Origin of the sequence: Actinomadura sp. NPDC023710, from assembly GCF_040639875.1 — a bacterium.
In the GTDB taxonomy this organism is placed as follows: Bacteria; Actinomycetota; Actinomycetes; order Streptosporangiales; family Streptosporangiaceae; genus Spirillospora; species Spirillospora citrea.
The window spans coordinates 91,417-117,101 of record NZ_JBFAGB010000024.1 but is presented as its reverse complement, the minus strand read 5'-3'; the positions used below and the strand labels follow the sequence as shown (position 1 = coordinate 117,101).

19 protein-coding genes are annotated in these 25,685 nt (G+C 74.3%); 13 read left to right on the top strand and 6 right to left on the bottom strand.

Going from position 1 to position 25,685, the window contains the following annotated elements; all coding sequences use genetic code 11:
- The first annotated feature begins 72 nt into the window (after positions 1-72).
- Positions 73-1,635, top strand: coding sequence for an MFS transporter (locus AB0H37_RS26640; RefSeq protein ID WP_218935202.1), 1,563 nt, complete (start codon positions 73-75; stop codon positions 1,633-1,635).
- On the opposite strand, the gene AB0H37_RS26635 is transcribed toward AB0H37_RS26640, so the two are convergent.
- Complete coding sequence (locus AB0H37_RS26635; RefSeq protein WP_360615957.1) at positions 1,626-2,357, bottom strand: polysaccharide deacetylase family protein; 732 nt, start codon at positions 2,355-2,357, stop codon at positions 1,626-1,628. The genes AB0H37_RS26640 and AB0H37_RS26635 overlap by 10 nt on opposite strands.
- Before the next feature lie 29 nt (positions 2,358-2,386).
- Between AB0H37_RS26635 and AB0H37_RS26630 the strand changes: the two genes are divergently transcribed.
- The gene (locus AB0H37_RS26630; protein ID WP_360615955.1) at positions 2,387-3,460 is read left to right on the top strand and encodes a hypothetical protein; all 1,074 of its coding nucleotides are present in this window, start codon (positions 2,387-2,389) and stop codon (positions 3,458-3,460) included.
- On the opposite strand, the gene AB0H37_RS26625 is transcribed toward AB0H37_RS26630, so the two are convergent.
- Together AB0H37_RS26625 and AB0H37_RS26620 are read right to left on the bottom strand one after the other, a co-directional pair.
- On the bottom strand, positions 3,438-4,307 hold the full coding sequence (locus tag AB0H37_RS26625; protein ID WP_179835433.1) for a DMT family transporter: 870 nt from the start codon (positions 4,305-4,307) through the stop codon (positions 3,438-3,440). The two genes, AB0H37_RS26630 and AB0H37_RS26625, sit on opposite strands and share 23 nt — an antisense overlap.
- Positions 4,304-5,191 (bottom strand): DMT family transporter, encoded by an 888-nt coding sequence (locus tag AB0H37_RS26620; protein WP_360615952.1) that lies wholly within the window; start codon positions 5,189-5,191, stop codon positions 4,304-4,306. The genes AB0H37_RS26625 and AB0H37_RS26620 overlap by 4 nt, the downstream gene beginning before the upstream one ends.
- Before the next feature lie 233 nt (positions 5,192-5,424).
- On the opposite strand from AB0H37_RS26620, the gene AB0H37_RS26615 reads away from it, so the two are divergent.
- The 6 genes from AB0H37_RS26615 (at position 5,425) to AB0H37_RS26590 (ending at position 11,015) form a co-directional block, all read left to right on the top strand.
- Positions 5,425-5,889: an Rrf2 family transcriptional regulator gene (locus AB0H37_RS26615; protein ID WP_360615950.1), complete on the top strand. Its 465-nt coding sequence runs from the start codon at positions 5,425-5,427 to the stop codon at positions 5,887-5,889.
- Positions 5,889-7,088 (top strand): globin domain-containing protein, encoded by a 1,200-nt coding sequence (locus AB0H37_RS26610; protein ID WP_360615948.1) that lies wholly within the window; start codon positions 5,889-5,891, stop codon positions 7,086-7,088. The genes AB0H37_RS26615 and AB0H37_RS26610 overlap by 1 nt, the downstream gene beginning before the upstream one ends.
- Before the next feature lie 922 nt (positions 7,089-8,010).
- Entirely contained in the window at positions 8,011-8,652 is a 642-nt protein-coding gene (locus AB0H37_RS26605; protein WP_229810753.1) for a response regulator transcription factor, read from the top strand.
- A gap of 84 nt (positions 8,653-8,736) precedes the next feature.
- Entirely contained in the window at positions 8,737-9,222 is a 486-nt protein-coding gene (locus AB0H37_RS26600) for a flavin reductase family protein (RefSeq protein ID WP_329089800.1), read from the top strand.
- A 1-nt stretch (position 9,223) separates the two neighbouring features.
- Positions 9,224-10,768, top strand: coding sequence for an acyl-CoA carboxylase subunit beta (locus tag AB0H37_RS26595; protein WP_329089802.1), 1,545 nt, complete (start codon positions 9,224-9,226; stop codon positions 10,766-10,768).
- 28 nt (positions 10,769-10,796) lie between these two features.
- Positions 10,797-11,015, top strand: coding sequence for a hypothetical protein (locus AB0H37_RS26590; RefSeq protein WP_179835426.1), 219 nt, complete (start codon positions 10,797-10,799; stop codon positions 11,013-11,015).
- On the opposite strand, the gene AB0H37_RS26585 is transcribed toward AB0H37_RS26590, so the two are convergent.
- The gene (locus AB0H37_RS26585) at positions 10,966-12,006 is read right to left on the bottom strand and encodes a ketoacyl-ACP synthase III family protein (protein ID WP_360615945.1); all 1,041 of its coding nucleotides are present in this window, start codon (positions 12,004-12,006) and stop codon (positions 10,966-10,968) included. The two genes, AB0H37_RS26590 and AB0H37_RS26585, sit on opposite strands and share 50 nt — an antisense overlap.
- A 177-nt stretch (positions 12,007-12,183) precedes the next feature.
- Between AB0H37_RS26585 and AB0H37_RS26580 the strand changes: the two genes are divergently transcribed.
- Genes AB0H37_RS26580 through AB0H37_RS26560 form a run of 5 tightly spaced genes read left to right on the top strand, consistent with a single transcriptional unit; the run spans position 12,184 to position 24,056 of the window.
- Positions 12,184-13,179 (top strand): acyltransferase domain-containing protein, encoded by a 996-nt coding sequence (locus AB0H37_RS26580; protein ID WP_360615943.1) that lies wholly within the window; start codon positions 12,184-12,186, stop codon positions 13,177-13,179.
- Between the two features lie 57 nt (positions 13,180-13,236).
- Positions 13,237-22,041: a type I polyketide synthase gene (locus AB0H37_RS26575; RefSeq protein ID WP_360615941.1), complete on the top strand. Its 8,805-nt coding sequence runs from the start codon at positions 13,237-13,239 to the stop codon at positions 22,039-22,041.
- Positions 22,038-22,817, top strand: coding sequence for an SDR family NAD(P)-dependent oxidoreductase (locus AB0H37_RS26570; protein WP_329089811.1), 780 nt, complete (start codon positions 22,038-22,040; stop codon positions 22,815-22,817). Before AB0H37_RS26575 ends, AB0H37_RS26570 begins: the two co-directional genes overlap by 4 nt.
- 10 nt (positions 22,818-22,827) lie before the next feature.
- On the top strand, positions 22,828-23,802 hold the full coding sequence (locus AB0H37_RS26565) for an aromatase/cyclase (protein WP_360615939.1): 975 nt from the start codon (positions 22,828-22,830) through the stop codon (positions 23,800-23,802).
- A complete protein-coding gene (locus tag AB0H37_RS26560) occupies positions 23,799-24,056 on the top strand; it encodes an acyl carrier protein (protein WP_329089815.1) in 258 nt (85 codons plus the stop codon). Before AB0H37_RS26565 ends, AB0H37_RS26560 begins: the two co-directional genes overlap by 4 nt.
- Positions 24,057-24,155: 99 nt before the next feature.
- On the opposite strand, the gene AB0H37_RS26555 is transcribed toward AB0H37_RS26560, so the two are convergent.
- Both AB0H37_RS26555 and AB0H37_RS26550 read right to left on the bottom strand, forming a co-directional pair.
- Positions 24,156-24,593 (bottom strand): nuclear transport factor 2 family protein, encoded by a 438-nt coding sequence (locus AB0H37_RS26555; RefSeq protein WP_329089817.1) that lies wholly within the window; start codon positions 24,591-24,593, stop codon positions 24,156-24,158.
- Positions 24,594-24,649: 56 nt separating this feature from the next.
- Positions 24,650-25,552, bottom strand: a complete 903-nt coding sequence (locus AB0H37_RS26550; protein WP_329089819.1) for an AfsR/SARP family transcriptional regulator — start codon at positions 25,550-25,552, stop codon at positions 24,650-24,652.
- Between the last annotated feature and the right edge of the window lie 133 nt (positions 25,553-25,685).

Genomic DNA, 25,685 nt, shown 5'->3' with positions numbered 1-25,685 from the left:
GGCCTGACATTCCGGGGGCCCGTGTCGTCGAACCTTCGACGTGACTCCGCTCGAAGCGACAAGGAGATGATCATGCCTGCACGCAGTGCGGTCCCGGTGGCCGGGCCCGGGGCCGGCGCGGCCGGGACGACGGACCTGGATCCGAGACGGTGGCTCGTCCTCGCCGTCATCGCCGCCGCCCAGCTCATGGTCGTCCTCGACCTGACCGTGATGAACCTCGCGCTGCCGTCGGCGCAGCGCGCGCTGGACTTCTCGACCGCCGACAGGCAGTGGGTCGTGACCGCGTACGCGCTGTCGTTCGGGAGTCTGCTGCTGTTCTGCGGACGCCTGGCCGACCTGGCCGGCCGCAAGGCGACCTTCCTGACCGGGCTCGTCGGCTTCGCGGCCGCCTCCGCCGTCGGCGGCGCCTCGGTCGACTTCTCGATGCTGGTGACGGCGCGCGCCTGCCAGGGGGCCTTCGGCGCCCTGCTGGCGCCGTCCGCCCTGTCGCTGCTGACCACGACCTTCCGGGACCCCGGGGAGCGGGCCAGGGCGTTCGGCGTCTACGGCGCGGTCGCGGCCGCCGGCGGCGGCCTCGGGCTGCTACTCGGCGGTGCGCTGACGTCCTACCTGTCCTGGCGGTGGTGCATGTACGTCAACCTCGTCTTCGCCGCGATCGCGATCATCGGGGGAGCGCTGCTGATCGGAAGGCAGCACAGGACGCCGGGCGGCCGCCTGGACGTTCCGGGCGTGGTGGCGGTGTCCGGGGGGATGCTCTGCCTGGTCTACGGCTTCTCCAACGCCGCGTCCCACGGCTGGGGCACGCCCTCGACCTGGGGCTTCCTCGCGATCGGTGTCGTCCTGCTGATCGTTTTCGCGGCCTGGCAGGCGCGCACCGCGCACCCCCTGCTGCCGCCCCGCATCGTGCTCGACCGCGTCCGCGCCGGCGCCTACCTCACCATCCTGATCAGCGGGGCCGGCACGTTCGGCGTCTTCCTGTTCCTCGTCTACTACATGCAGGTGACCCTGGGGTACTCGGCCGTCAGGTCGGGGCTGGCCATGCTGCCGATGGTGGTGCTCAGCGGCGCCATGGCCGTCCTGGGCAACACCAGGCTGATGCCGCGGTTCGGCCCCGGGCCGATGGTCGTCGCCGGCATGCTGCTCAGCTCGGGCGCCATGGTGTGGCTGACGAGGATCGGCGCCCATTCGGGCTACGGGCCGGCGCTGCTCGGCCCGCTCATGGTCATCGGCGCCGGCATGGGCCTCATCTTCGGCATGGCGGCCGCCACCGGCACCTTCGGCGTGGAGCCGCGGGACGCGGGGGTGGCCTCGGCGAGCATCAACACCGGGCAGCAACTGGGCGGCTCGATCGGCACGGCGCTGCTCAACACGATCGCGGCCGGCGCCACCAGCGGCTACCTGGCCGACCATCTGCACGGGCGGCCGACGCCGCAGATGCTCCAGCTCGCGGCGGTCCACGGCTACACCACGGTGTTCTGGTGGTGCGCCGGCATCTTCGCGGCCGGCGCCCTCGTCTGCGGCGTGCTCCTGCCCCGCGGCCCGCTGACCCGTCCCGCGGAGGCCGCGCCGCGGGAACCGTCCGAGGAGGCCACGGCGGCACGCCAGCATGGACGGACGCCGTCTGGTTATGAGTGACCAGGTGACGTCCTTGAGGAGTAGACCTCGTGGTCGCGCAGCGGGCCGACGGTCAGGCCGGTGGCGCGACAGGTCGCCACCACGCCGGGGAGGGCGCCGAGGGACGCTCTCCATGCGCCCGGTGTCGAGGTGGCGTCGCTGTCGTGCAGAAGAAGCGTCGCGCCGCCGTCCAGGCCGGGGGAGAGCGTGGCCAACACGGAACGAGGCGTCGCGGAGGCCGTCCAGTCTCTGCCCCAAGCCGTCCACAGGACGGGCCGCAGGTTGTCGCGATGGGCCGCGAAGAGGGCTTCGGCACTGAAGACGCCGTACGGGGGGCGGTACCAGGAGGGGGTGGCGCCGCACACGTCCTCGATGAGGCGGACGGTGCGGCGCACCTCGGCGGAGACACGGCCGGGGCGGGTCTTCAGGGCGTTGTCGTGGTGCCATCCATGGACGGCGATCTCGTGGCCGTCGGCGACGATGCGCCGCCCCAGGGACGGGTTGCGCTCAAGCATCGCGCCGAGGACGAAGAAGGTCGCATGACAGCCGAGGCGGGCCAGTTCGTCCAGGAAGAGGGGCGTGGAGGCGGCATCGGGCCCGTCGTCCAGGGTGAGCGCGACATGGCGGGCTCCGCCGCGGCCGGCGAGACGGGGAGTCAGGCGGCGGACGGGCGGAAGCCAGGTCGCGGCGGGCAGGGCGTGCGCCAGGAGGACCCCGGCGAGACCCCGCGTCAGATGCGACATGGGACCAGTCTCACAGGGGGAACGATCGCATGGGCAAACGGCTCCTCATCCTCACGGCGGCCATGGGCGCGGGCCACGACGCGGTCGCCGGGGAACTGGCGCGCCGGATCGCGCCGTGGGGCGTGGAGGTGTGCGTCGTCGACGTGCTGGACCTGGTCCCGCTGCGCCTCGGGGGCGGGCTCAGGCGGACGTACGGGGCGATGCTCCGCGGGGCGCCGTGGCTGTACGAGTGGATCTACCGGGCGTTCTTCGTGGCGCCGCACCCCCCGCCCGCGTCGCCGCTCACGGTGTTGATCGCCAGGAGGCTGGAGCGGCGGGCGTCGGAACCGCCGCCGGACGTGGTGGTGTCGACCTTTCATGTCGCGGCGCAGGTCGCGGGGTGGATGCGCCTGCGGGGGCGGCTGGATGCGCCGTCGCTCGTGCTGGTGACCGACTTCGTCGCGCACCGGATGTGGGCGCACCCGGGCAACGACCGCTTCCTGTGCCCGGACGAGGCCTCGGCGCGGGCGGTGGCGGAGCGGACGGGACGTCCGGCCGGCCGGGTCGCGCCCGTGGTGCGGCCCGGATTCGGGCGTGCGGACGACGGCGGACGGCTGCGGGACGCGGTCGGCGCGCGGCCCGGGGAGCGGATCGTGCTGATCTCCGCGGGGGCCTGGGGCGTCGGCCGGGTGACCGAGACGGCCCGCGGGCTCGCGGCGTCCGGCCGGTACCTGCCGGTCGTGCTGTGCGGACGGAACCGGCGGCTGCGCGCCCGGATCCGGGCCGCCGGGGCCGGGCACGCCCTCGGCTGGCGGGACGACATGCCCGGCCTGATGTCGGGCGCGTACGCGCTGGTCGACAACGCGGCCGGGCAGACGTGCCGGGAGGCTTTCGCGTGCGGGCTGCCGGTGGTCTCCTACCGGCCCATCCCCGGCCACGGACGCGACGGCGCCGAGGCGATGGAGCGGGCCGGGCTGAGCGCTCTCGCGCGGTCGCCCGCCGAACTCCTGGAGATGCTGGACGGGCTCGGGAACGAGCGGGTCCGCAGGGCCCGGGCACGGCGGGTGGACGTCCTGTTCGACGCCGTCCGGGCCGAGCATGTCATTCGCGCCGCGCTGGGGTGACGGCGCGGTCGTCGTGCAGCAGGGGGGACCGGGCGATGGCGCCGCTGCCGAGAAGGATCAGCACGATGCTCAGGATCTCCGCGGCGATCCACGGACCGGTCCGGATGCTCTCTTCGAAGAGCCCGACCCCCAGCAGGATGCTGGCGACCGGGTCCGTGACCGTCAGGGCGGGCTGCACGGCCACCAGGCTGCCGCTCTGCAGCGCGTTCTGGAGCAGGAACAGGCTCGCGACCCCCGCCACGGCCATCGCGTAGAGCTCCCAGGTCGTGAGGACGGCGACGAAACCGCCGGAGAAGGCGCGCGTGGCCGTCCTCATGAACGCCGCCGTCAGCGCGAAGCCCAGGGACGTCGTCACGCCCAGCAGCACGCCGCGGATCGGCCCGCGGATGGACCAGGCCGCCGCCACCAGGGCGGCGGCGCAGCCCACCGTGGCGGCCGTCGCGATGAGCCACTCGCCGGGGCCCGGCGCGCCCAGGCCCTCGCTGGGAGCGGCGGCGACGAGCAGCCCGGCCAGGCCCACGGTGAGGACGGTGACCCCCGTCCACGGCACCTGGCGCAGCCCGCGCGGCGGCAGCAGGGCGATGAGGATCATGGTGAACGGCAGTTCGGAGGCCAGCAGCGGCTGGACCAGCGCCAGCCCCGCGATCGACAGCGCCGCGGCCTGCAGGAGGAACGCGGCGATGAGCGCGCCCACCCCGCCGAGCCAGAGGGGCTGCCACAGCAGGTCGAGGATGAGGGACGGCTTGAAGGCGTCGGCTTCGGGCGCGGTCCTGGCGGCCCGCCGCTGGAGCACCGACGCCAGGGCGTTGGCCGCGCCGGCCAGCAGTCCCAGGATGACGGCGATCATTGGCCCGCACTCCCGTCCCGCGATGCCATTTCGCCTGGTTTGCCGAGATACGGCGACCGGCCGAGGACGACGATGCCCGCCACCATGCCCGCCAGGCCCAGCGCCTCCAGGGCCAGGTCACGAGCGGACAGCCGGATCTTCTCGTCGAAGATCACGACACCCAGCGCGATCGCGGTCAGCGGCTCGGCCGCCGTACTGGCGGGCAGCGAGATGCGCAGCGGCGCCGCGTCGAAGGCGGACTGCGCGAACAGCAGGGCGAGAGCCCCGACGCACACCAGGCCATAGGGCTGCCACGTCCTGAAGGCATCGGCCACGCCACCGGCGAACAGCAGCACGACGCTGCGGGTCAGCGTGTCCTGGAGGCCGAAGAGCAGCCCGGCGGCCGAGGCGAGCAGCATCGCCCGGACCCTCAGGTCCCGGTGGCCTCCTCCCACCGCGACCAGCACGGCGAGGACCAGCACGACCGCCCCGCCCAACCAGCGAAGGGAGTGCGTGCCGGGCGGCGTGCCCCCGTGCGGCTGCCCGACGCCCAGGAACAGCGCGACCCCGCCGGTCAGCATCAGTGACCCCACCAGTGCCCTGACGCCGAACGGCTCCCGGTAGATCACATGCGCGGCGATCAGAGCGAAGACGAGGTTGACGGTGAGCACCGGCGTGGCCTGGGAGACGCCGACGAGGTCCAGCGCGAACGCGAAGACGAGCTGACCGGCGATCATCAGCGCGATCCCGGCCAGCCACAGCCGGCTGTGCAGCAGGTCCAGCAGCAGGCTCGGATGCAGGATCCGTCCCAACGGCTCCTGGAAGGCCGCGTGCTGCTGCGCCACGAAGCCCAGACCGATGAGGCAGGCCGCCACCACCGCGACGGCCATTCCGAGAAGACTCATCCTGATTCGCGATTTCCCCCGCCGTGACTCTCGCGCCGGTCCCCTACCCGGCTCCGGATGCCCGAATCCGCCTCGCGGATCCGACCGAAACCAGGGGAGGTGGGCCGGCCGGGGACGGCGGTGACGCGCACCCGCGGTACCGCCGCACGTCACGACGTACACGGCCGGGCCTGTGGCGATCCCCACAGAGCTAAATCAGACTTTGTGATTCCGATTAAAACTATGATCAAGCCGTGCACCTGACCCAGTCGACCGACCTGGCCCTGCGCGTGCTGATGCTGCTGGGCGCGCGGAACGAGCGGCGGTCCGCCGCCGAGATGGCCGAGCGCCTGCGGGTCGCGCCGCAGCACATGGCGAAGATCGTCCAGCGGCTCCGCAGGGACGGGTACGTCAGCACGACCCGCGGCCGCGGAGGCGGCGTCGTCCTCGCCGACGGGGTGACCGACCTCCCGGTCGGCGAGATCGTCCGCGTACTGGAAGGACCCGGCGAAGCGGTCGAGTGCGACAGCCCGCCCTGCCCGCTGCGCGGCGGCTGCCGCCTGCGCGGGGCGCTGCGGGCGGCGCAGGAGGCCTTCCTGGCGTCGCTGGACCAGGTGCGACTGCGTGAGCTGGTGGCCGATCCGACCGGACCGGTCCTGCTCTCCCTGGCGCCGCCGGCGTCCGCCGGCGCGCCGACCCCCGCAGAGGAAGGTTGCTGATGCTCTCGTCCGACCACGCCGAGATCGTGCGGGCCACGCTGCCCGCCGTCACCGCCAACGGCACCGCGATCACCGGAGAGTTCTACACCGCGATGTTCGCCGCCCACCCCGAGTTGCGGCACCTGTTCAACCAGGGCAACCAGGCCAACGGCGAGCAGCGGCGGGCACTGGCCGGCTCGGTGGCCGCGTTCGCCGAGCACCTGGTGACGGAGGAGTCGGCCATCCCCTTCCAGCAGATCCTCTCGCGGATCGCGCACAAGCACGCCTCGCTCGGCATCCGCCCCGAGCAGTACACGATCGTGGGCCGGCACCTGATGGACGCGGTCGCCAAGGTGCTCGGCGACGCGGTGACACCGCGGGTGCACGCGGCCTGGTCCGAGGTGTACTGGCTCTTCGCGACGCTGCTGATCGCGGAGGAGGCACGCCTGTACCGGGACGCCGCCTGCGACCCGGCGGCGCCGTTCCGGCCGTGGCGGGTCACCGAGCGGCGGGACGAGGCCGAGGACACCGTCTCCCTCGTCCTCGCCCCCGCCGACGGCGGCAGGGTGCCCGCGCACCGGCCGGGCCAGTACGTCTCTCTCGCGGTCACGCTGCCGGACGGGCTGCGCCAGCCCCGCCAGTACACGCTGTCGCGAGCGACCGGGGACACCGTCCAGATCACCCTGCGGCGCGTGCGCGGCGACACCACCGCCCCCGACGGCGCCGTCTCGACGTTCCTGTTCGAGAACGTCGCCGTCGGCGACGTCGTCGAGATGTCCCCGCCGTTCGGCGACGTGGTGATGGAGGACGACGGCGATCCCCTCGTCCTGATCAGCGCGGGGATCGGCATCACCCCGGTCGCCGCGATGATCGACCACCTGGCGGCTGAGCAGCCGGGCCGCCGCGTCCTGGCCGTGCACGCCGACCGGAGCGCCCGCACCCACGCGCTGCGGCGGCAGATCGCCGAAGCGGGCGCCAGGATGACCGATTTCCAGCAGCTGACCTGGTACGAGGACACAGGCGGGGAAGAGGACCAGGACGTCCGGCCCGGCCGGATCGACGTCACCCGACTGCCGCTGCCGCGCAAGGCCCGCGTCTTCATGTGCGGGCCGATCCCGTTCATGCGCGAGATCCGGCGCGGACTGGCCGGCGCCGGAGTCTCGGACGAACGCGTTCACTACGAGGTCTTCGGCCCAGACCTGTGGGCGACGGGCAGCTGAACCCCCCGGGCGGTCCCGCCGTCCGGACCCCCGTGATCCCAGGTGCGGCGCCCTCCTGGGATCACGCGCGCCGGCCGGAGAATTTCGATCTTTATCGGGGGCCCCGCGGAGGACGTGAGGGCCGCGGCCGCAGCGGTAGGCGGTATTACCGGATGCCGTCACTTCGCGCAAGGGGAAACGTCCGCGAAGAGGGGTGCGGGACTTACAGGATTTCAGTGTCCGGAGTGGCAATCGAGGCTCTTGGAGGGGAACCCCGGCCGGCGATGGACGTTCGTTAGTCTGCGAGATGTCACGCGGTGCGCACTGTCGAGGCCATCCTGTGACCCGTGATCGGTTTCCGGATGGATGATTGACGAGGCCAGAATTGGCAACAGGTGCCTTGGTGAGATGAGCGAGGGATCCGGGTCGAGAGGCGCCCATTCAGGGTGCTGACCGGCGTTCCGGCAGGTGGTGGGCGTGCTGGTGGCGATGAGGCGGCGGTCGCGCGGGCCCCGCATCCCGAGACGGGGTCGGCCGGGCGTCCGGGCGACCCGTGCCGAGGCGCCGCCGCGCCCGGGACCGTCGACTGCGGGCGGGAGTTTGGCGAGAGGGCCGGCCGCGGAGAAGTCGGCCGTTCAGAAGGCCGCGCCGACCGGTATCCGGGCCGGAATCGGAATGGCGATCGGCGGGTGGCGGACCAGATCGGTGCGTGTTACCGTTGCCTCGCAGACGGGCAACGGGGCGTGTTTCTCCAGTCGGTTGAAGATTGAATTTCGCAATACGGTGGGATGGGTGGCGGGCGGCCGCATCCGGACTCGGACTGCGACCAGACCGCGCCGATCGGAGCCTTCATGAGCGAATGGCCGAAAGAGCATGCCGCCGGATGCTTAGTGAAGCGCCGCCCTCGCCCGGAACGCGAGCCCGCCGCATTCCGGGGGCGGTCTTGACGCTGCGGACCATTCTGATCGTCGACAGCCACACCCTCGTCCGGCAGGGCGTGCGGGAGATCCTCGAAGAGGACGACCGTCTGAAGGTGGTCGGCGAGGCGGGCAACGGCGACGAGGCCCTGACGGTCGTCGCCGACCTGCGGCCCGACGTCGTCCTGCTGGAGGTCGGGGGTTCCGGCCAGGACCCCGTCACCACGGTGCGGCGCATCCGGCGGCACTCGCCGGCCACCAAGGTCATCATCCTCAGCATGCAGGAGGGGCCCGAACTGCTGCGCGCGCTTCTGGAGGCGGGCATCCGCGGCTACCTGCTGAAGACGGTGTCGCGCAACGAACTGGTCGCGGCGATCCAGGCGGTGGAGGACCCCGAGCGCATCGTGCTCAGCGTCTCGCGGCGCAGCCTTCCCGAGGACGACGGGGCGCAGCCGGTCCAGCTGACCGAGCGGGAGCGGCAGGTGCTCGAACTCACCGCGCGGGCGCTGACCAACCGGCAGATCGCGAACCGGCTCTCGCTCACCGAGGCCACGGTCAAGCGCCACCTGCGCAACATCTTCGCCAAGCTCGGCGCGGGATCGCGGCTCGACGCGGTCAACCGCGCGGCCCTCGCAGGGCTCATCGATCCGCCCCGCACCAAGCCCTAGAGGCGGGCTCTGACGGGACGCGAACCGGGCTCGACGCGGGCGGCCTACGTTGTCGGCGACCGTTCGCCCAGCGGAGGGAGCGCCGTGCTTCGCCAGATCCAGCCCGTGGAGGCCAGCAAGTTCCGCTCGGTGATGCGCGGCTTCGCCACGGGAGTGACGGTGGCCGCCGCCGACTCGGGGGACGGTCCCACCGGAACGACGATGAACTCGTTCACCTCGGTCTCGCTGGAACCGCCGCTCGTCCTGTTCTGCATCGGGTGCGGTTCGCGGACGTGGCCGGTGGTGGAACGGGCGGGCTGTTTCGCGGTGAGCTTCCTGTGCGCCGACCAGGAGCCCCTCGCGCGCCGGTTCGCGGCGCCCGGCGTGGACCGGTTCGCCGGGCAGGAGGTCGTGACCGCGGCGACCGGCTCGCCCGTGCTCGCCGAGGCGGCGGGCTTCGTCGACTGCCGGATGGTGGACGCCGCCGAGCTCGGCGACCACCGCGTGGTCGTGGGGCTGGTGGTGGCGGCGGGCTGCCTCCGGGACGCCAAACCGCTGGTCTTCGCCGACGGAGGTTATGGAAGTGTCTGAGATGCGGGATCGCGTGGCCCGGCTGGAGGCCGAGCGCCGGGCCGCCGCCGAGGTCGGCGGCGACAGGGCCACCCAGGCGCAGAAGTCCAAAGGGAAGCTGACCGTGCGCGAACGGCTCGACCTGCTGTTCGACGAGGGCACCTTCACCGAGATCGAGACGTTCCGGCGGCACCGCGCGCAGGGCTTCGGCATGGAGCGCAGGCGCCCGCCGACGGACGGGGTCGTCGTCGGCTGGGGCCTGGTCGGGGGACGGCGGGTGTTCGCCTACGCCCACGACTTCCGCGTCTTCGGCGGCAGCCTCGGCGAGGCGCACGCCGGCAAGATCCACAAGATCATGGATCTGGCGGCCAGGGCGGGCGCGCCGCTGGTCGGGCTGTGCGACGGGGCGGGCGCCCGCATCCAGGAGGGCGTGACCGCGCTCGCCGGGTACGGCGGCATCTTCCGGCGCAACGTCCGCAACTCCGGAGTGATCCCGCAGATCAGCGTGATGCTGGGCCCGTGCGCGGGCGGGGCGGCGTACTCGCCGTCGCTCACCGACTTCGTCTTCATGGTGCGCGACACCGCGCAGATGTTCATCACCGGCCCGGACGTGGTGGGCGCCGTCACCGGCGAGACGATCACTCATGAGGAGCTGGGCGGCGCCGAGGTGCACGCGTCGCGGACCGGCGTGGCCGAGGCGATGTACGAGGACGAGGAGGAGTGCCTCGCCGACGTGCGCCACCTGCTGACGCTGCTGCCGGCCGACAACACCCGGTTCGCGCCCGAGCAGCCCACCGACGACCCGCCGGACCGGCCCTGCCCGGCGCTGCGCGACATGGTGCCCGTCGATCCCAAGGCCGCCTACGACGTGCGCGCGGTCATCGAGGAGATCGTCGACGACGGCGAGACGTTCGAGATCCACGAGATGTGGGGCACGACCGTGGTGTGCGCGTTCGTCCGGTTCGCGGGCAGGGTCACCGGGGTGGTGGCCAACCAGCCCGCGGAGACGGCCGGGGTCCTGGACATCACGGCCGCGGAGAAGGCCTCCCGGTTCGTCCAGTTCTGCGACGCGTTCAACATTCCGCTCGTGACGCTGGTCGACGTTCCGGGCTTCCTGCCCGGGGTCGACCAGGAGCACGGGGGGATCATCCGGCACGGCGCCAAGCTGCTCTACGCCTACTGCGACGCGACCGTGCCCCGCGTGCAGCTCGTCCTGCGCAAGGCGTACGGCGGCGCCTACATCGTGATGGACTCGCGGTCGATCGGCGCGGACGTGTCCCTCGCCTGGCCGACGAACGAGATCGCCGTGATGGGCGCCGAGGCCGCCGTGAACGTGGTGTACCGGCGGGAGATCGCCGCCGCCGACGACCCCGAGGCCGAGCGCCGGGCCCGGGTCGAGGACTACCGGCGGGAGCTGATGGGGCCCTTCCACGCCGCCGAGCGCGGCCTGGTGGACGAGGTGATCGACCCGGCCGAGACGCGCGCCCGGATCGTCGACGCGCTGGACATGCTCGCCGACAAGTACGTGCCCCGTCCCGGCCGCAAGCACGGCAACCAGCCGCAGTGAGCACCGTCCGGTGGGGGAGCGGGCAGCGATGAGCGCCGACTTCGAGATCGTGAAGGGCCGTCTGGACGAGCGGGAGCTGGCGGCGCTCGTCGCCGTGCTCGTGGAGCACGGGGCGCACGAGGGCCCCGGCGGGAAGGAGGCCGCCGCTCCGCGGGAGGCGGAGCGGCGGCCCGGGCCGCGCTGGGACTCCGAGGGTCTCAGCCCGCCGCGTCCCGCGTCCGCTCCACGACGGCCGCGGAGTAGGTGAAGCCCGCGCCGACCCCGGCGAGCAGGCACCGCTGCCCGGGTGCGAGGCGGCCGGACTCGACGAGCTCGCCGAGCCCGGCGATCTGGTCCCCGGCGCCGAGGTGGCCGATCCGGCGCCCCCAGTCCCAGGTCGTGCGCTCCCGCTCGATCCCGAGCGGCTCGAAGAACTGCACGTTCATCTTCGGCAGGCCCAGATGGGGCAGGACGAACCAGTCCACGTCGGCCTGCTTGACGCCGGCCTCGGACAGGGCGTCCTCGACGGCGCGCGCCTGCCCCTCCTGCAGCCGCCGCAGGACCTCGGCGAACCCGAGTTCGGAGACCGCCTGTTCGCGCGGGGTCTCGGCGTCGATCGGGCGGGCCGCCTCCAGCGGCGCGTCCGCGAACGGCCGCGCGCCCCGGCCGAGCCTCTCCAGGTCCGGGTCCGAGACGGAGACCGCGCTGCGCAGCCTGAGGGCGCCCCGCCCGTCCCGCGGAGTCCCGCCGCGCGACAGGACCATCGCGGTGCCGCCGTCGCCGCAGATCGTTCCCGGGTCCGTGCGCCAGCGGTCGAAGCCCGGCGGGGCGAACCGGTCGCCGGTGGACACCAGCGCCCCGCGGCCCCCGGGTCTCGACGCCAGGAACGCGGCGGCCAGCTCGATCGCCGCCATGCCGCCGTTGGACTGCTGGTTCACCTCGACGGCGGGGCAGGTGTTGCCGACCGCCTCGCGCTGCACGTACGAGGCGGCCGCCCACAGGTCGTGGCCCTGGTAGTGGACGCTGGCGTGCAGGATCAGCTCGATGTCGGACGGCTTCGCGCCGGCGTCCGAGAGGGCGCGCCGCGCGGCGGCCGCGGCCATGTCCGGTGGGGCCTCCTCCGCGACGCACACGGCTTCGATGCCGGTGCGCCAGACGTCCTTGCGGGCGCACAGGCCCCGTGCCTCCGCGTCCGCGATCTCGATCGCGTCGGGCAGGTGACGGCCGATTCCCGTCACGTGGATGTCCTCGTACTCCATGCCGCGAGGATCGCAACCGCCCGTCAGGAAGCTGTCGAGGACAGGTCGTCCCGGCCCTCCCGCACCGCCGAGCCCGAATGACCCTAGGCCGAGCCTCGACGCGGGCGGCCTAGACATGGGGGCATGACTCGGGCAGATGGAAGGACAGGGGCGGGTGGCATGACAGGGACAGGCGGCATGACAGGCGACCGCTCCGCCGGCGCCGGACGCCCGCTGCCGATCGCGCTGCTGATCCCCGGCCAGGGGGCGCAGCATCCGCGGATGGCGGCGTCCCTGTACGGCACCGTCCCCTCCTTCACCCGCACGATGGACGAGGCGTTCGAGCTCATGGGGCCGCGCGGTCCGCACGTGCGCGCGCAGTGGCTCGCCGAGCGGCCGCCGCCGGAGTTCGACGACGTCACGGTGGCGCAGCCGCTGCTGTACGCGGTCGGGTACGCGCTCGGGCGGACGCTGGTGGACCGATGCGGGCGGCCGGACGCGCTGCTCGGCCACTCGGCCGGCGAGATGGTGGCCGGCGCGCTCGCCGAGGTCTTCGACTTCGCCGACGGCATGCGGCTGATGATGGAGCGGCTCCCGGAGCTGGCCGCGACCGAGCCGGGCGGGATGCTGGCGGTGGCGGCCTCGGTGCGGGACGTGGAGCCCCTGCTCGGCGAGGACGTCCACCTGGCGGCCGTCAACGCGCCGCGGCAGTTGCTGCTCGCCGGGGCGGAGGCGCCGCTCCGGCGGGCCATGTCCAGGCTCAGGGCCGACGGGAGGACGGTCCGGCGCGTCCCCGCCCGGCAGGCCTTCCACAGTCCGCTCGTGGAGGCGGCGTCCGCCCAGGCCGGTGACCGCTGGACCGGCGTCACCCTGCGGCCGCCCGCCGTGCGGCTGTACTCGGCCTACGACGCCGCGCCGCTGACCGCCGAGCGGGCGTGCGACCCGTCCTTCTGGATCGGGCAGCCGGCCCGGACCGTCCGTTTCGCCGGGGCGCTGGACCGGCTCCTGGACGACGGCGACCACCTGCTCGTGGAGACCGGCCCGGGGCAGAGCCTCACGATGCTCGCCCGCCGCCATCCCCGCGTCGCGGCCGGCCGCAGCCAGGTGATCGCGATGTCGCCCGACCGCCGCGGCGACGGCGCCGAGCGCGACGCCGTGCGGTCGGCGACCGAACGGGTGCTGACGCGCCGTTGACCCCGGGGCCCGCCGCCGGGCCCGATCTCGCCAGACGTCGGAGGAGCTGGAACCGCAATGAGCACCCCCATCGCCGTCATCGGCATGTCCGCCCGCGTCCCCGGGGGCCCGGGCCTGGAGGAGTTCTGGTCGCTGCTGTGGCGGGGCGACGAGGCGATCCGCCCGGCCCCCGAGGGCCGCGAGGGCGCGCCCGGCCGCGGCGGCTTCCTCGACCGGGTGGACGGCTTCGACGCCGCGTTCTTCGGGATCCCGTCGCGGGAGGCCGCCGAACTCGACCCGCAGCAGCGCCTGATGCTCGAACTCACCTGGGAGGCGCTGGAGGACGCCCGCGTCCTGCCCGCCTCGCTGCGCGGGGGCCGTACGGGCGTCTTCGTCGGCGCGATGGCCGATGACTACGGGCTCCTCCAGGCCCGCAGGGGCGACGCCGAAGCGTCGCCTTTCACGCTGACCGGAACGCGCCGCGGTTTCATCTCCGGACGCGTGTCGCACGTGTTCGGCCTGCGCGGCCCCAGCGTCACCGTCGACACCGCCCAGTCGTCCTCCCTGGTGGCGGTGTACCAGGCGGCGCAGAGCCTGCGGGACGGCGACTGCGAGCTGGCCGTCGCGGGCGGCGTGCAGGTGAACCTGGCGCGGGAGAGCCACGAGGCGCTGCGGGAGCTGGGCGCGCTGTCACCGGACGGGCATTGCCGTCCCTTCGACGCGGAGGCCAACGGTTTCGTGTGCGGCGAGGGCGGGGGCGCGGTCGTGCTCAAGCCGCTCGACGCGGCGCTGCGCGACGGCGACCGCGTGCACTGCGTGATCCTCGGCGGCGCGGTCAACAACGACGGCGCCACGCCCGGTCTGACCGCGCCCAGTGCCGAGGCGCAGGAAGAGGTCCTGCGGCTCGCCTGCGAGCGGGCCGGCGTGGATCCGGGCGCGGTCCGGTACGTGGAGCTGCACGGCACCGGGACGCGGCGCGGCGACCCGGTGGAGGCGGCCGCGCTGGGCCGGGTGCTCGGCGCCGCGCGTCCGCCGGACGAGCCGCTGCTGGTGGGGTCGGTGAAGTCGAACATCGGCCATCTGGAAGCCGCGGCCGGGATCGCCGGGCTCGTCAAGACGGCCGCCGGACTGTCGCGCGGGCGGCTCCCCGGGACGCCGAACTTCGTCGCCCCCAACCCTGAGATCGACCTCGCGGGCCTGAACCTGCGGGTCCACGACCGTCCCGGCGACTGGCCGGGCGGGGAGCGGGTCGCGGGCGTCTCGGCGTTCGGCCTCGGCGGCTCCAACTGCCACCTCGTCCTCGCCGGGCCGCCGCGCGCCGGCGCCGGGGGCGCCTCCGCATCGGCGCCGTCCCGCGGGCCCGTCCCGTGGGTGGTGAGCGGACGATCCGAGCGGGCGCTGCGCGCCCAGGCCGGGAGGCTCGCCGACCTGGCCGAGACGGGACCCGACCTCTGGGACGTCGGCTGCGCGCTCGCGCTCTCGCGGACCGCGTTCGAGCACGGCGCCGTCGTGACCGGCGACCACCTGGCGGGCCTGCGCGCCCTCGCGGCGGGGCGCGACGCGCCCGGAGCCGTCCGGGTCAGGCGGCGCGACGGCCGCACCGCACTGGTGTTCCCGGGCCAGGGCGTGCAGCGCGCGGGCATGGGCCGCGACCTGTACGAGACGTATCCGGCGTTCGCGCGGGCGCTCGACGAGGTCGGCGCCGCGCTGGAGCCGGCGATCGGCGCTCCGATCACCGAGGCGATGTGGAACGACCGGCAGGACCGCCAGGAGCTGGTGCAGCCCGCCGTGTTCGCGGTCGAGGTCGCGCTCTTCCGCCTGCTGGAGTCGTGGGGCGTCCGGCCCGAGGCCGTCGCGGGCCACTCCCTCGGCGAGATCACCGCCGCGCATGTCGCCGGGGTGCTCCCGCTCGCCGACGCGGCCGAGTTCGTCGCGGCGCGGGGACGGCTGTTCGCAGGGCTGCCGCCCGGCCTCGCGGTCGCGGTCGAGGCGGGCGAGGACGAGGCCCGCGCCGCGCTCGCGGACCGTCCGGACCACGCCGACGTCGCCGCCGTGAACGGCCCCCGCTCGGTGGTGATCTCGGGGGAGGAGGCGGTCGTGACCGCGGTCGCCGAGCGCTTCGCCGGTTCCGGGCGGCGCACGAAGCGGCTGCGCATCGGACGCGCCGTCCATTCGCCGCTCGTCGAACCGCTGCTGGACGACCTGCGCTCCGTGGCCGCCGGGCTCGACTGGCGGCGGCCGGACGGGGGCCCGGCCGTCGTCTCCTCGGTGACGGGCACGCGGACGGACGCCGACCGGCTCGCGGACCCCGAACACTGGGCCGCCAACGCGCGCAGGACCGTCCGGTTCGGCGAGGCCCTCAGGACACTGCACGCCCTGGGCGCGCGGCGGTTCGTGGAGGCCGGCCCGGGCACCGCGCTCACCGACCTGCTGCCGGCGAACGTCTCCGATCCCGCCGTGACCGCCCTGCCCTGCATGCCCGGCGAGCAGGACGAGGTGCAGGGCGTGGTGACGGCCCTGGCCGGTGTCCACCTGGCCGGTGGCCGGGTCGCCTGGCGCGCCTTCTTCGGGACGGGCGCCCGCCCGGTCGACCTGCCGACGTACGCGTTCCAGCGCGACCGGCACTGGCTCGACACCGCCGACGACGAACCGGCTCCGGCGGCGCCGGACGCCGACACCCGGCGGCTGGTGGCCGAGACCCTCGAACAGGTGCTCGGGACCGGCGCGGAGGCCGGCCCCGACGTGCCGTTCCGCGAACTGGGCGTCGACTCGCGGATGGCCGTCGTGATCCGCGACCGCCTCGCCGCCGCCCTCGGCCGGGACCTGCCCGGTTCCCTGCTCTTCGACCATCCCACCGCCGCGGAACTGGCCGACGCCCTGCGGACGGAACCCGCGGCCCGTCCCGCCGCGCCCCGTCCCCCCGTCGCCCGGCCCGGGCAGCGCGACGCGTCCGGCGAGCGGGAGGACGACATCGCGGTCGTCGCGATGGGCTGCCGCTATCCGGGCGGCGTGCGCTCGCCGGAGGATCTCTGGCGGCTGGTGGACGCCGGAACCGACGCGATCGGGCCGTTCCCGGACGACCGGGACTGGGATCTCGACGAGCTGCGGGAGGGCCCCGCCATGGGCGGGTTCCTCGACGGCGCCGCCGAGTTCGACGCCGCGTTCTTCGGGATCTCGCCGCGCGAGGCCGCGGGGATCGACCCGCAGCAGCGCCTGCTGCTGGAGACCGCGTGGGAGGCGTTCGAGCGGGCGGGGCTGGACCGTGACACCCTGCGCGGCAGCCGTACCGGCGTCTTCGTCGGCGCCACCGCGCAGGACTACGGCCCGCGCCTCGCCGAACCCGAGGACGGCACCCGCGGCCACCGGCTCACCGGCACCACCCCCAGCGTCGCCTCCGGACGCATCGCCTACGTCCTCGGGCTTCGCGGTCCCGCCGTCACCGTCGACACCGCGTGCTCGGCGTCCCTGGTCAGCGTGCACATGGCCGCGCAGGCGATCCGGCAGGGCGAGTGCGACACCGCGCTCGCCGGAGGCGTGACGGTACTGGCGACCCCCGGCATGTTCCTGGACTTCGGCCGCCAGCAGGGGCTCGCCGCCGACGGCCGCTGCAAGGCGTTCTCCGCCGACGCCGACGGGACGGCCTGGGCCGAGGGCGCCGGGCTGGTCGTCCTGCAGCGCCTGGGCGACGCCCGGCGGGCGGGACGTCCCGTCCTGGCCGTCCTGCGCGGCAGCGCCGTCAACCAGGACGGGGCCAGCAACGGGCTCACCGCACCGAACGGCACCGCCCAGGAGCAGGTCATCCGCGACGCGCTGGACCGCGCCGGTATCGGCCCCGCCGACGTGGACGCCGTCGAGGCGCACGGAACCGGGACCGCGCTGGGCGACCCGATCGAGGCGGGCGCCCTGGCCCGCACCTACGGCGCCGCCCGCGCCGGAGGCGACCCGGTCCGGCTGGGCTCGCTCAAGTCCAACATCGGGCACGCGCAGGCGGCCGCGGGCGTCGGCGGCCTGATCAAGATGGTGGAGGCGCTGCGCGCCGGGCGGCTGCCCCGCACGCTGCACCTGCGCGCGCCGTCCCCGCACGTCGACTGGGACGCCAGCGGCCTGGCCCTGCTGACCGAGCCGGTGCCGTGGCCGCGCGCGGACCGCCCCCGCCGCGCCGCCGTCTCCTCGTTCGGCATCAGCGGCACCAACGCGCACATCATCGTCGAAGAGGCCGGGCCGCTCGGACGGCAGGACCGGCCCGCCGGAGAGCCGGACCGTCCCGCCGCCTTCGCGCTGCCGCTGTCGGCGCGCACCGACACGGCGCTGCGCGCGCAGGCCGGACGGGCCCGCGAGTTCATGGCCGCGCATCCGGAGGAGCAGCTGGCCGACATCGCCCGGACGCTGGCGGCCCGCACGCCGATGCGGTGGCGCGCCGCCGTGGTCGGGGACACCCGCGACGACCTCATGGACGGCCTGGAGACGCTGGCGGGCGAGGGCAAGGTGCCGGCGGCCGTGCGCGGCTACCGGTCGCCCGCCCTGGTCCGGGCCCAGGCGCGCGACGCCTCCGATCCGGTGTTCGTGTTCCCCGGCCAGGGGGCGCAGTGGCGGGGCATGGCCCTGGAGCTGCTGCGCGAGTCCCCGGTGTTCCGCGAGCGGATGGCCGAGTGCGAGCGGGCCCTGTCGGAGCACTGCGACTGGTCGCTCGCGGACGTGCTGGAGAACGACCCGCTGGACAGGGTGGACGTCGTCCAGCCGGCGCTGTTCGCCGTCATGGTGTCGCTCGCCCGCCTGTGGGAGTCGGCCGGGGTGCGTCCGGGGGCGGTGGTCGGGCACTCGCAGGGCGAGATCGCGGCGGCCTGCGTGTCCGGGGCCCTGTCGCTGGACGACGCCGCCAAGGTGGTGTGCCTGCGCAGCCGGGCGCTGCGGAAGGTCGCGGGCAGCGGCGGCATGGCCTCGGTGCCGCTGCCCGCCGATGAGATCGAACTGCCCGGCCGGGTGTGGACGGCGGCGGTGAACGGGCCGTCCTCCACCGTCGTCGCCGGGGACGCCGGCGCGCTCGACGAGTTCGTCGCCCGGCTCCAGGACGAGGGCGTCGACGCCCGGTGCGTGGACGTGGACTACGCCTCCCACACCGAGGCGATGGAACCGATGCGCGACCCGCTCCTCGCCGACCTGGCCGGGCTGGCACCGGCCGCCCCGGACGTCCCGCTGTGGTCCACGCTGACCGGCGGGCCGCTCGACCGGACGATGGACGAGCACTACTGGTTCGACAACATCCGCGGAACCGTGCGGTTCCGGGACGCGGTGCGCGGGCTCGTCGACGCCGGGCATACGCGGTTCGTCGAGGTCAGCCCTCATCCCGTGCTGGCCCGCGCGATCGCCGGCACGGCGGGCGACGGGGAGGTGACCGTCCTCGGCACGCTGAGGCGCGACGACGGCGGGCTCGCGCAGTTCCTCACCTGCGTCGCCGCCGCCTACGTCGACGGGATGCCGGTGGACTGGGGCGCGTTCGTCCCCGAGGGCCGGATCGTGCCGATGCCGACCTACGCGTTCGAGCCCCAGCGGTACTGGCGGTCCGCCGGGACCGGGGGCGCGGCGGGCGTCGCGGGTGCGGCGAAGGCAGGGCATCCGCTGCTGGACGTCGAGGTGGAACTGCCCGGCGGCGGGCTCCTGCGCACCGGCCGGCTGTCCGTCGCGCGGCACCCGTGGCTCGCCGACCACGAGGTCGCCGGGGCGATCCTGCTGCCGGGGACCGCCCAGGTCGAGATGGCCTGTTCGGCGGGCGCGCGGGTCGGCCACGGGCGCCTGCGCGAGCTGGTGCTGGAACGCCCGCTGACCGTTCCCGCCTCCGAGGAGGTCGAGGTCCGGCTGCTGGCCGGCGCGGACCTGTCGGTCGTCATCGAGTCGCGCCCCGGCGACGGGGGCGACTGGACGCGGCACGCCACCGGAAGCCTGGAGGACGACGCCGAGCCCGCGGGGCGCGCCGAGGAGTGGCCGCCGCCCGGCGCGGAACCGGTGTCCCTGGACGGCGCCTACGACAGGCTCGCCGAACGCGGCTACGCCTACGGCCCGGCCTTCCGCGGTCTGCGCCGTGCCTGGCGGGACGGTGACGACGTCTACGCCGAGGTCGTCTCCGAGCAGGACCGGGGCGCGCACCGCGTCCATCCCGCGCTGCTGGACGCGGCCCTGCACCCGCTGCTCCTGCCCGGTGAGGGACCGCCGGAGGTGCCGTTCGTCTGGAAGGGCGTCACCTGCCGTCCCGCCGACACGTCCGCGCTGCGCGTGCGGCTGAGCCGCGACGGCGACGGGACGGTGAGTCTGGAGGCCGCCGACGCCGAAGGACGCATGGTCGCCGCCGTCGAGTCGCTCGACCTGCGGCCGCTCGCCGAGGACGCGTCCGGCGACCTTTATGGGACTCAATGGCGTGAGGTGACGGACGAGCCGGACGGCGACGCGTCCGAGGTGCACGTCGTGCGCGTCCCCGACCTGGACGGCCTCATGCCGGACGACGCTCACCGCGCCGCACGTGCCGTCCTGGACGAGCTCCAGAAGACCCCAGATTCCGACGCCGTCGTCGTCATCACCAGGAACGCGCAACGCGTCCTCCCGGGCGACGAGGTTTCAGGGCTGCCCCAGGCGGTGGTGACCGGGCTCGTGCGCTCGGTCCGCGCCGAACGGCAGGGCCGCCTCGTCCTGATCGACGGAGACGGCGACCGGCTCTCCGAACAGGCGCTGCCCAAGGCGCTCGCGACCGGAGAATCCGAACTGGCGGTCAGGCGGGGCCGCTTGTACGCGCCCCGGCTGGCCCGGCCCGGCGACGACGACCTCACCCCGCCGGACGGGACCGCCTGGCGGCTGGACGTCACCCGCCGGGGCTCGCTGCGCGACCTGGCGCTCGTCCCCGCCCCCGAGGCCGGAAGGCCGCTCGGCGAGGGCGAGGTCCGCATCGCCGTCCGCGCCTCCGGACTCAACTTCCGCGACATCGCCGTCGCCCTGCGCCTGGTCTCCACCGAACGGACCATGGGCAGCGAAGGAGCCGGGATCGTCACCGAGACCGGACCCGGCGTCACCGCGCTCCGCCCGGGGGACCGGGTCACGGGCGTGTTCGAGCGGTCCCACGGTCCCGTCGCGGTCGCCGACGCCCGCCAGGTCGTCCCGATGCCGCCCGGCTGGACGTTCACCCGCGCCGCGTCGGTGCCGATCGTCTTCGCCACCGCCTACCAGTGCCTGGTCGAGATCGCCGAGCTGCGGCGCGGGGAGAGCGTGCTGATCCACGCGGCGACCGGCGGCGTGGGGCTGGCCGCCCTCCACCTCGCGCGGCACCTGGGCGCCGAGGTGTACGCCACCGCCGGCCCGCGCAAGCAGCACGTCCTGCGCGGGCTCGGCCTCGACGAGGACCACATCGCCTCCTCGCGCGACGTGGCGTTCGAGGAGCGGTTCCGGGGACGCGTCGACGTCGTCCTCAACTCGCTGGCCCGCGAGACCGTGGACGCCTCGCTGCGCGTGCTGCGCCCCGGCGGCCGCTTCGTGGAGATCGGCAAGACCGACCTCCGCGACCCCGGCGCGGTGGAGGCCGAACACCCCCAGGTGCGGTACGCCGCGTACGACCTGCTCAGCGTCGAGCCCGAACGGGTCGGCGAGGTCCTGCGGACCGTGCTCGCCCTGCACGAGGACGGCGCGCTGCGGCCCCTCCCGCTCCAGGTCCACGACGTGCGGCGGGCGCCCGAGGCGCTGCGGACCCTGCGGCACGCCGAGCACGTCGGCAAGCTCGTCCTGGCCGTCCCGCCCCCGGCGCCCTTCGCGCCCGGCGGAACGGTCCTCATCACCGGCGGCACGGGGACGCTGGGCGCCCTGCTGGCGCGGCACCTCGTCCGCGAGCACGGCGTGCGCAGGCTCGTCCTGGCGGGCCGCCGCGGACGCTCCGCCGACGTCGTCCCCGCGCTCGAAGCCGAGTTGACCGGCCTCGGCGCCGAGGTCGCCTTCCCCGCCTGCGACACCGCCGACCGCGACGCCGTGGCCCGCCTGCTGTCCGAGCACCCGCCGGCCGCCGTGGTGCACGCCGCCGGGGTCCTGGACGACGGCCTGGCCGCGACGCTGACGGGTGAACGCCTGGACGCCGTCCTGAGCCCCAAGGTGGATGCCGCCTGGCACCTGCACGAGCTGACCCGGGAGATGGACCTGACGGCGTTCGTGACGTTCTCCTCGGCGGTCGGCGTGCTCGGCGCGCCCGGGCAGTCCAACTACGCCGCCGCCAACACCTGGCTGGACGCCCTGGCGCAGCGGCGGCGCGCCGAGGGGCTGCCCGCCGTCTCGCTCTCCTGGGGCCTGTGGGACGAGCGCGGCGGCATGACCGGGCACCTGTCGGACGACCAGGTCGGCAGGCTGCGCCGCACGGGGATCGCGCCGCTGCCCGCCGAACGCGGGCTCGCCCTGTTCGACGCGGCGCTGCGGGCGTCGCGCGACCACCTGGTCCCGGTGAACCTGGACGTCCGCGAGGTGCGGCCGGGCACCGTCCCGATGCTCGCCGACCTCGTCGGCGACGAACCCGAGCCGGCCCGGCCGGAGGAGGCGTCGGGCGACGGCCTGGCCGAGCGCGTGCGCGGCGCGTCCGGCGACGACCTGGAACGCGTCCTGACCGCGGCCGTGTGCGACACCGCCGGGGAGATCCTCGGGTACCCCGAGCCCGGCGGCGTCGGACCGGACGACGCGTTCAAGGAACTCGGCTTCGACTCCCTGCTCAGCGTGGACCTGCGCAACCGCGTCAACCGCGAGCTGGGGATCGAGCTGCCGACCACCGCGGTCATGGACAACCCGACCCCCGCCGAACTGGCCGGGGTCATCCGGGCGGCGCTACCGCCCGGGCAACCGGACGCCGATGGGAAGGAGAAGGGACGATGAGCGAGCAGCGCGACCGCCACGCCTTCGTGAGCGGGGCGACCAGCGGCATCGGCCGCGCGGTCGCCGAGCGGCTGGCCGGCGAGGGCGCGCGGGTGTTCATCTGCGCGCGCGACGCCGACGCCGTCGCCGGAACGATCAAGGAGCTGCGGGACGCGGGCGGCGACGTGGACGGCGCCCCCTGCGACGTCCGCGACGCCGGCCAGGTCCGTTCCGTGGTCGAGGAGGCCAACGCGGCGGGACGGGTCAACGTCCTGGTCAACAACGTCGGCAGGGGCGGCGGCGGGCAGACCGCCGAGATCCCCGACGAACTGTGGGACGACGTCATCGCCACCAACCTGACCAGCGTCTTCCGCGTGACGCGCGCGTTCTTGGCATCCGGTCTCAAGGACGCCGGGTGGGGACGCGTCATCAACATCGCGTCCACGGCGGGCAAGCAGGGCGTCGTCCTCGGAGCGCCGTACTCGGCGTCCAAGCACGGCGTCGTCGGCTTCACCAAGGCGCTCGGCCTGGAACTGGCCAAGAGCGGCGTCACCGTCAACGCCGTCTGCCCCGGCTACGTCGAGACGCCCATGGCGGAGAACATCCGGCGCGGCTACGCCGGCTACTGGGACGTCACCGAGGGCGAGGTGCTGGCCCGGTTCGAGGCGAAGATCCCGCTGGGCCGCTACACCACGCCCGAGGAGGTCGCCGCGATGGTCGCCTACCTGGCCGGTCCCGACACCGGCGCGGTCACGGCCCAGGCGATCAACGTCTGCGGCGGGCTCGGCAACTTCTGAGGAGCGGCGTATGACCCTGCGAGAAGACACCGCGGCGACCATCCGGCACACCGAGCACACCACGCGGATCGCGGCGCCGCCGGACGCGGTCTACCGGATCGTGGCGGACGTGACGTCCTGGCCGGTGCATTTCCCGCCGACCGTGCACGCCGTCCGCGTGTCCGGCGACGACCGGGCGGAGCGCATCCGGATCTGGGCGCTCGCCAACGGCGCGCTCCGCACCTGGGTGTCGCGGCGCGCCCTCGACGCCGGCGCGCGGACCGTCGAGTTCGCGCAGGCCGAGCCGAGCGCCCCGGTCGCCGAGATGCGCGGGACCTGGCGGATCACGCCGGACGGGGACGGCGGCTCCAGCGTCGCCCTGATCCACGACTACGCCGCCGTGGACGACGACCCGGACGCCCTCGCACTCATCGACCGGGCCGTCGAGGGCAACAGCACCGCGGAGCTGGACGCGCTCAGGCGCGCGGCGGAGATCGGCGACGGCGACGGCGACGGCCTGACCCTGGAGTTCAGCGACGGCGAGCTCGTCCACGGACCGCTGGAGGCGGCGTACGACTTCGTCAACGAGTGCGACCGGTGGCCCGAGAGGCTTCCGCACGTGCTGCGCGTCGCCCTGACCGAGGACGAGCCCGGCCTCCAGTTCATGGAGATGGACACCCGGTCGCCGGACGGCTCCGCGCACACCACCGCGTCCGGCCGGGTGTGCGTGCCCGGCGAGCGCATCGTCTACAAGCAGACCACGACGCCGCCGGTCATGCGCACGCACAACGGCGAGTGGCTGTTCGAGGACGCCGGGGGCGGCGCGGTGCGCGTCACGTCCCGGCACACGGTCGTCATCGACCCGGAGGCGCTGCCGGGACCGGCCGCCGGCGGGATGGACCTGCCGGCGGTGCGCGAGAAGATCCGCGAAACGCTCGGCGCCAACAGCAGGGCGACCCTGCGCGCCGCCAAGCGGTACGCGGAGAACGAGAGGAGCGGAAAGTGAAGGAACTGACCCTGGACGACCTGAAGAACGCCCTGCGCGCGGCGGCGGGCGAGGCGGAGAACCTCGACGATCCGGCCGACCTGCTGGAGGTGCCGTTCTCCGAGCTGGGCTACGACTCGCTGGCCGTCATGGAGACCACCGCGCAGGTCGAGCGCATGCTCGGCATCGAACTGCCCGAGGAGGAGACCGCCGAGCTGAAGACGCCGCGGGAATACCTGGACTTCGTCAACGCCAGGATCGGGGAGACGGTGTAGATCTCGGATCCTGAGGATCCCTGCGTGCGAAAGAGCCGGTGGCCCGTGCGGGCCACCGGCTCTTTCGCGCGCCTTTCCCGATGATCGGGGAATCGCCGGTCAGGAGATCCCGTCGACCCGGACGACCCGCTCCCGGATCAGCCAGGAACCGCCGTCCGGAACCAGAATGTCCTCGCAGGTCGTGCTCGCGTGCAGAAGGGTCCCCTTCTCCTTGCTCGACTGGAACACCAGGGCGTAGCTGACGACCCGGACGCTCCCGTCCCCGGGGGAGATGTGGCTCATCCCGAGCCAGTGGCGCCGGACGATCCCCGCCTCGGCGAGCTTGTCGGCGACGGCTCGGGACGCCGACCGGATGTTCTCCCGCCCGCGGACGGGTTCGGGATGGCCCTGGGCGTCGAACACGCCGTCGGAGGTGAAGGCGCCCGCCCACTCCTCGACCCTTCCGGCGTCGAGGAGCTGCATGTGCCAGGCGTAGAAGTTGTCGATGTCGGCCCGCAGTTCGGCGGGCGCGACGGTGGTCGGCGCGGTGGTCGGCATGCTGCGTCCTTCCTTGAGTCGTGTTGCGGGAGTCGTGCCGCGGGGTCGCGTTCCCGTCAGCGGACGGTCTGCGCGGGCGGGTGCCCGGCGTTTCGCGGGGCCCGCGGATTCGGCACGGCGGTCGCGGCCGGCGCCGGCCCGGGGGCCGTCGCCGCCTTGGGCGCCGTGCACGTCAGCGGCGTCCTGGGCTGCTCGCCCTGCAGGACGGCGGCGTGCACCTCGTTGAGTTCGGGAGACGGGCTGAGCCCGAGATCCTCGGCGAGGATGGTGCGGGCCGAGTGAAAGGCCTCCAGCGCGTCGTAGCGGCGCCCGGAACGTGCCAACGCGCACACCAGGAGAGCGTGGTACCACTCGTCGTACGGCTTGAGGGCGACCAGTGAGCGCAGCTCGCCGATGAGCTCGCGGTGCCGGCCGAGCCGCAGGTCGGCCTCGATGCGCAGGTTCAGCGCGTGCGCTCGGTGCTCGTCCAGCGCCGCCGCGTGGCTCTCCAGCACCCGGCCGAGCTCGACGTTGGCCAGCGGGGGACCGGTCCAGAGGTCGAGCGCGTCGCACAGCGGCTCCACGGCCTCGGCGGAGCGGCCGTCCTGCAGCAGCCCGCGGCCCCTGGCGAGCAGCCGGTCGAACCGGCTGAGGTCCAGCTGCTCGGGGGAGACCCCCAGCATGTAGCCGGGCGGGCGGGTGAGCAGGACGTCCCTGTCCCCGTCACCGTCCCGCTCGGGCGTCGCCTCGGCCGTCAGCCAGCGCCGGATCTGGTACACGTACGTCTGGGCGGTGCGGGCCGCGCTGCGCGGCGGGTCATCGCCCCACAGCTCCTCGATGATCGTGTCGAGCGGCACGACGCGGTCCGCGCGCACCAGCAGCAGCGCGAGCGTGTTCAGCACGCGCGGCGCGGTCGGTGCGAACGCCGATCCGCCGCCGCCCACGACCTCCAGCGGGCCGAGCAGCTTGAAGCGGAGCATCTGAGTTTCGCCCTCCGTCGATCTGTTCGCGGTTATTCACGGCATTCGCCGCTTTTTGCCAGGAAGACGCTTTCTAACCGCGCCATCGTCGTTCGGTGGGGAATGGGACCCGAACGTCGACCGCCGCATGCTC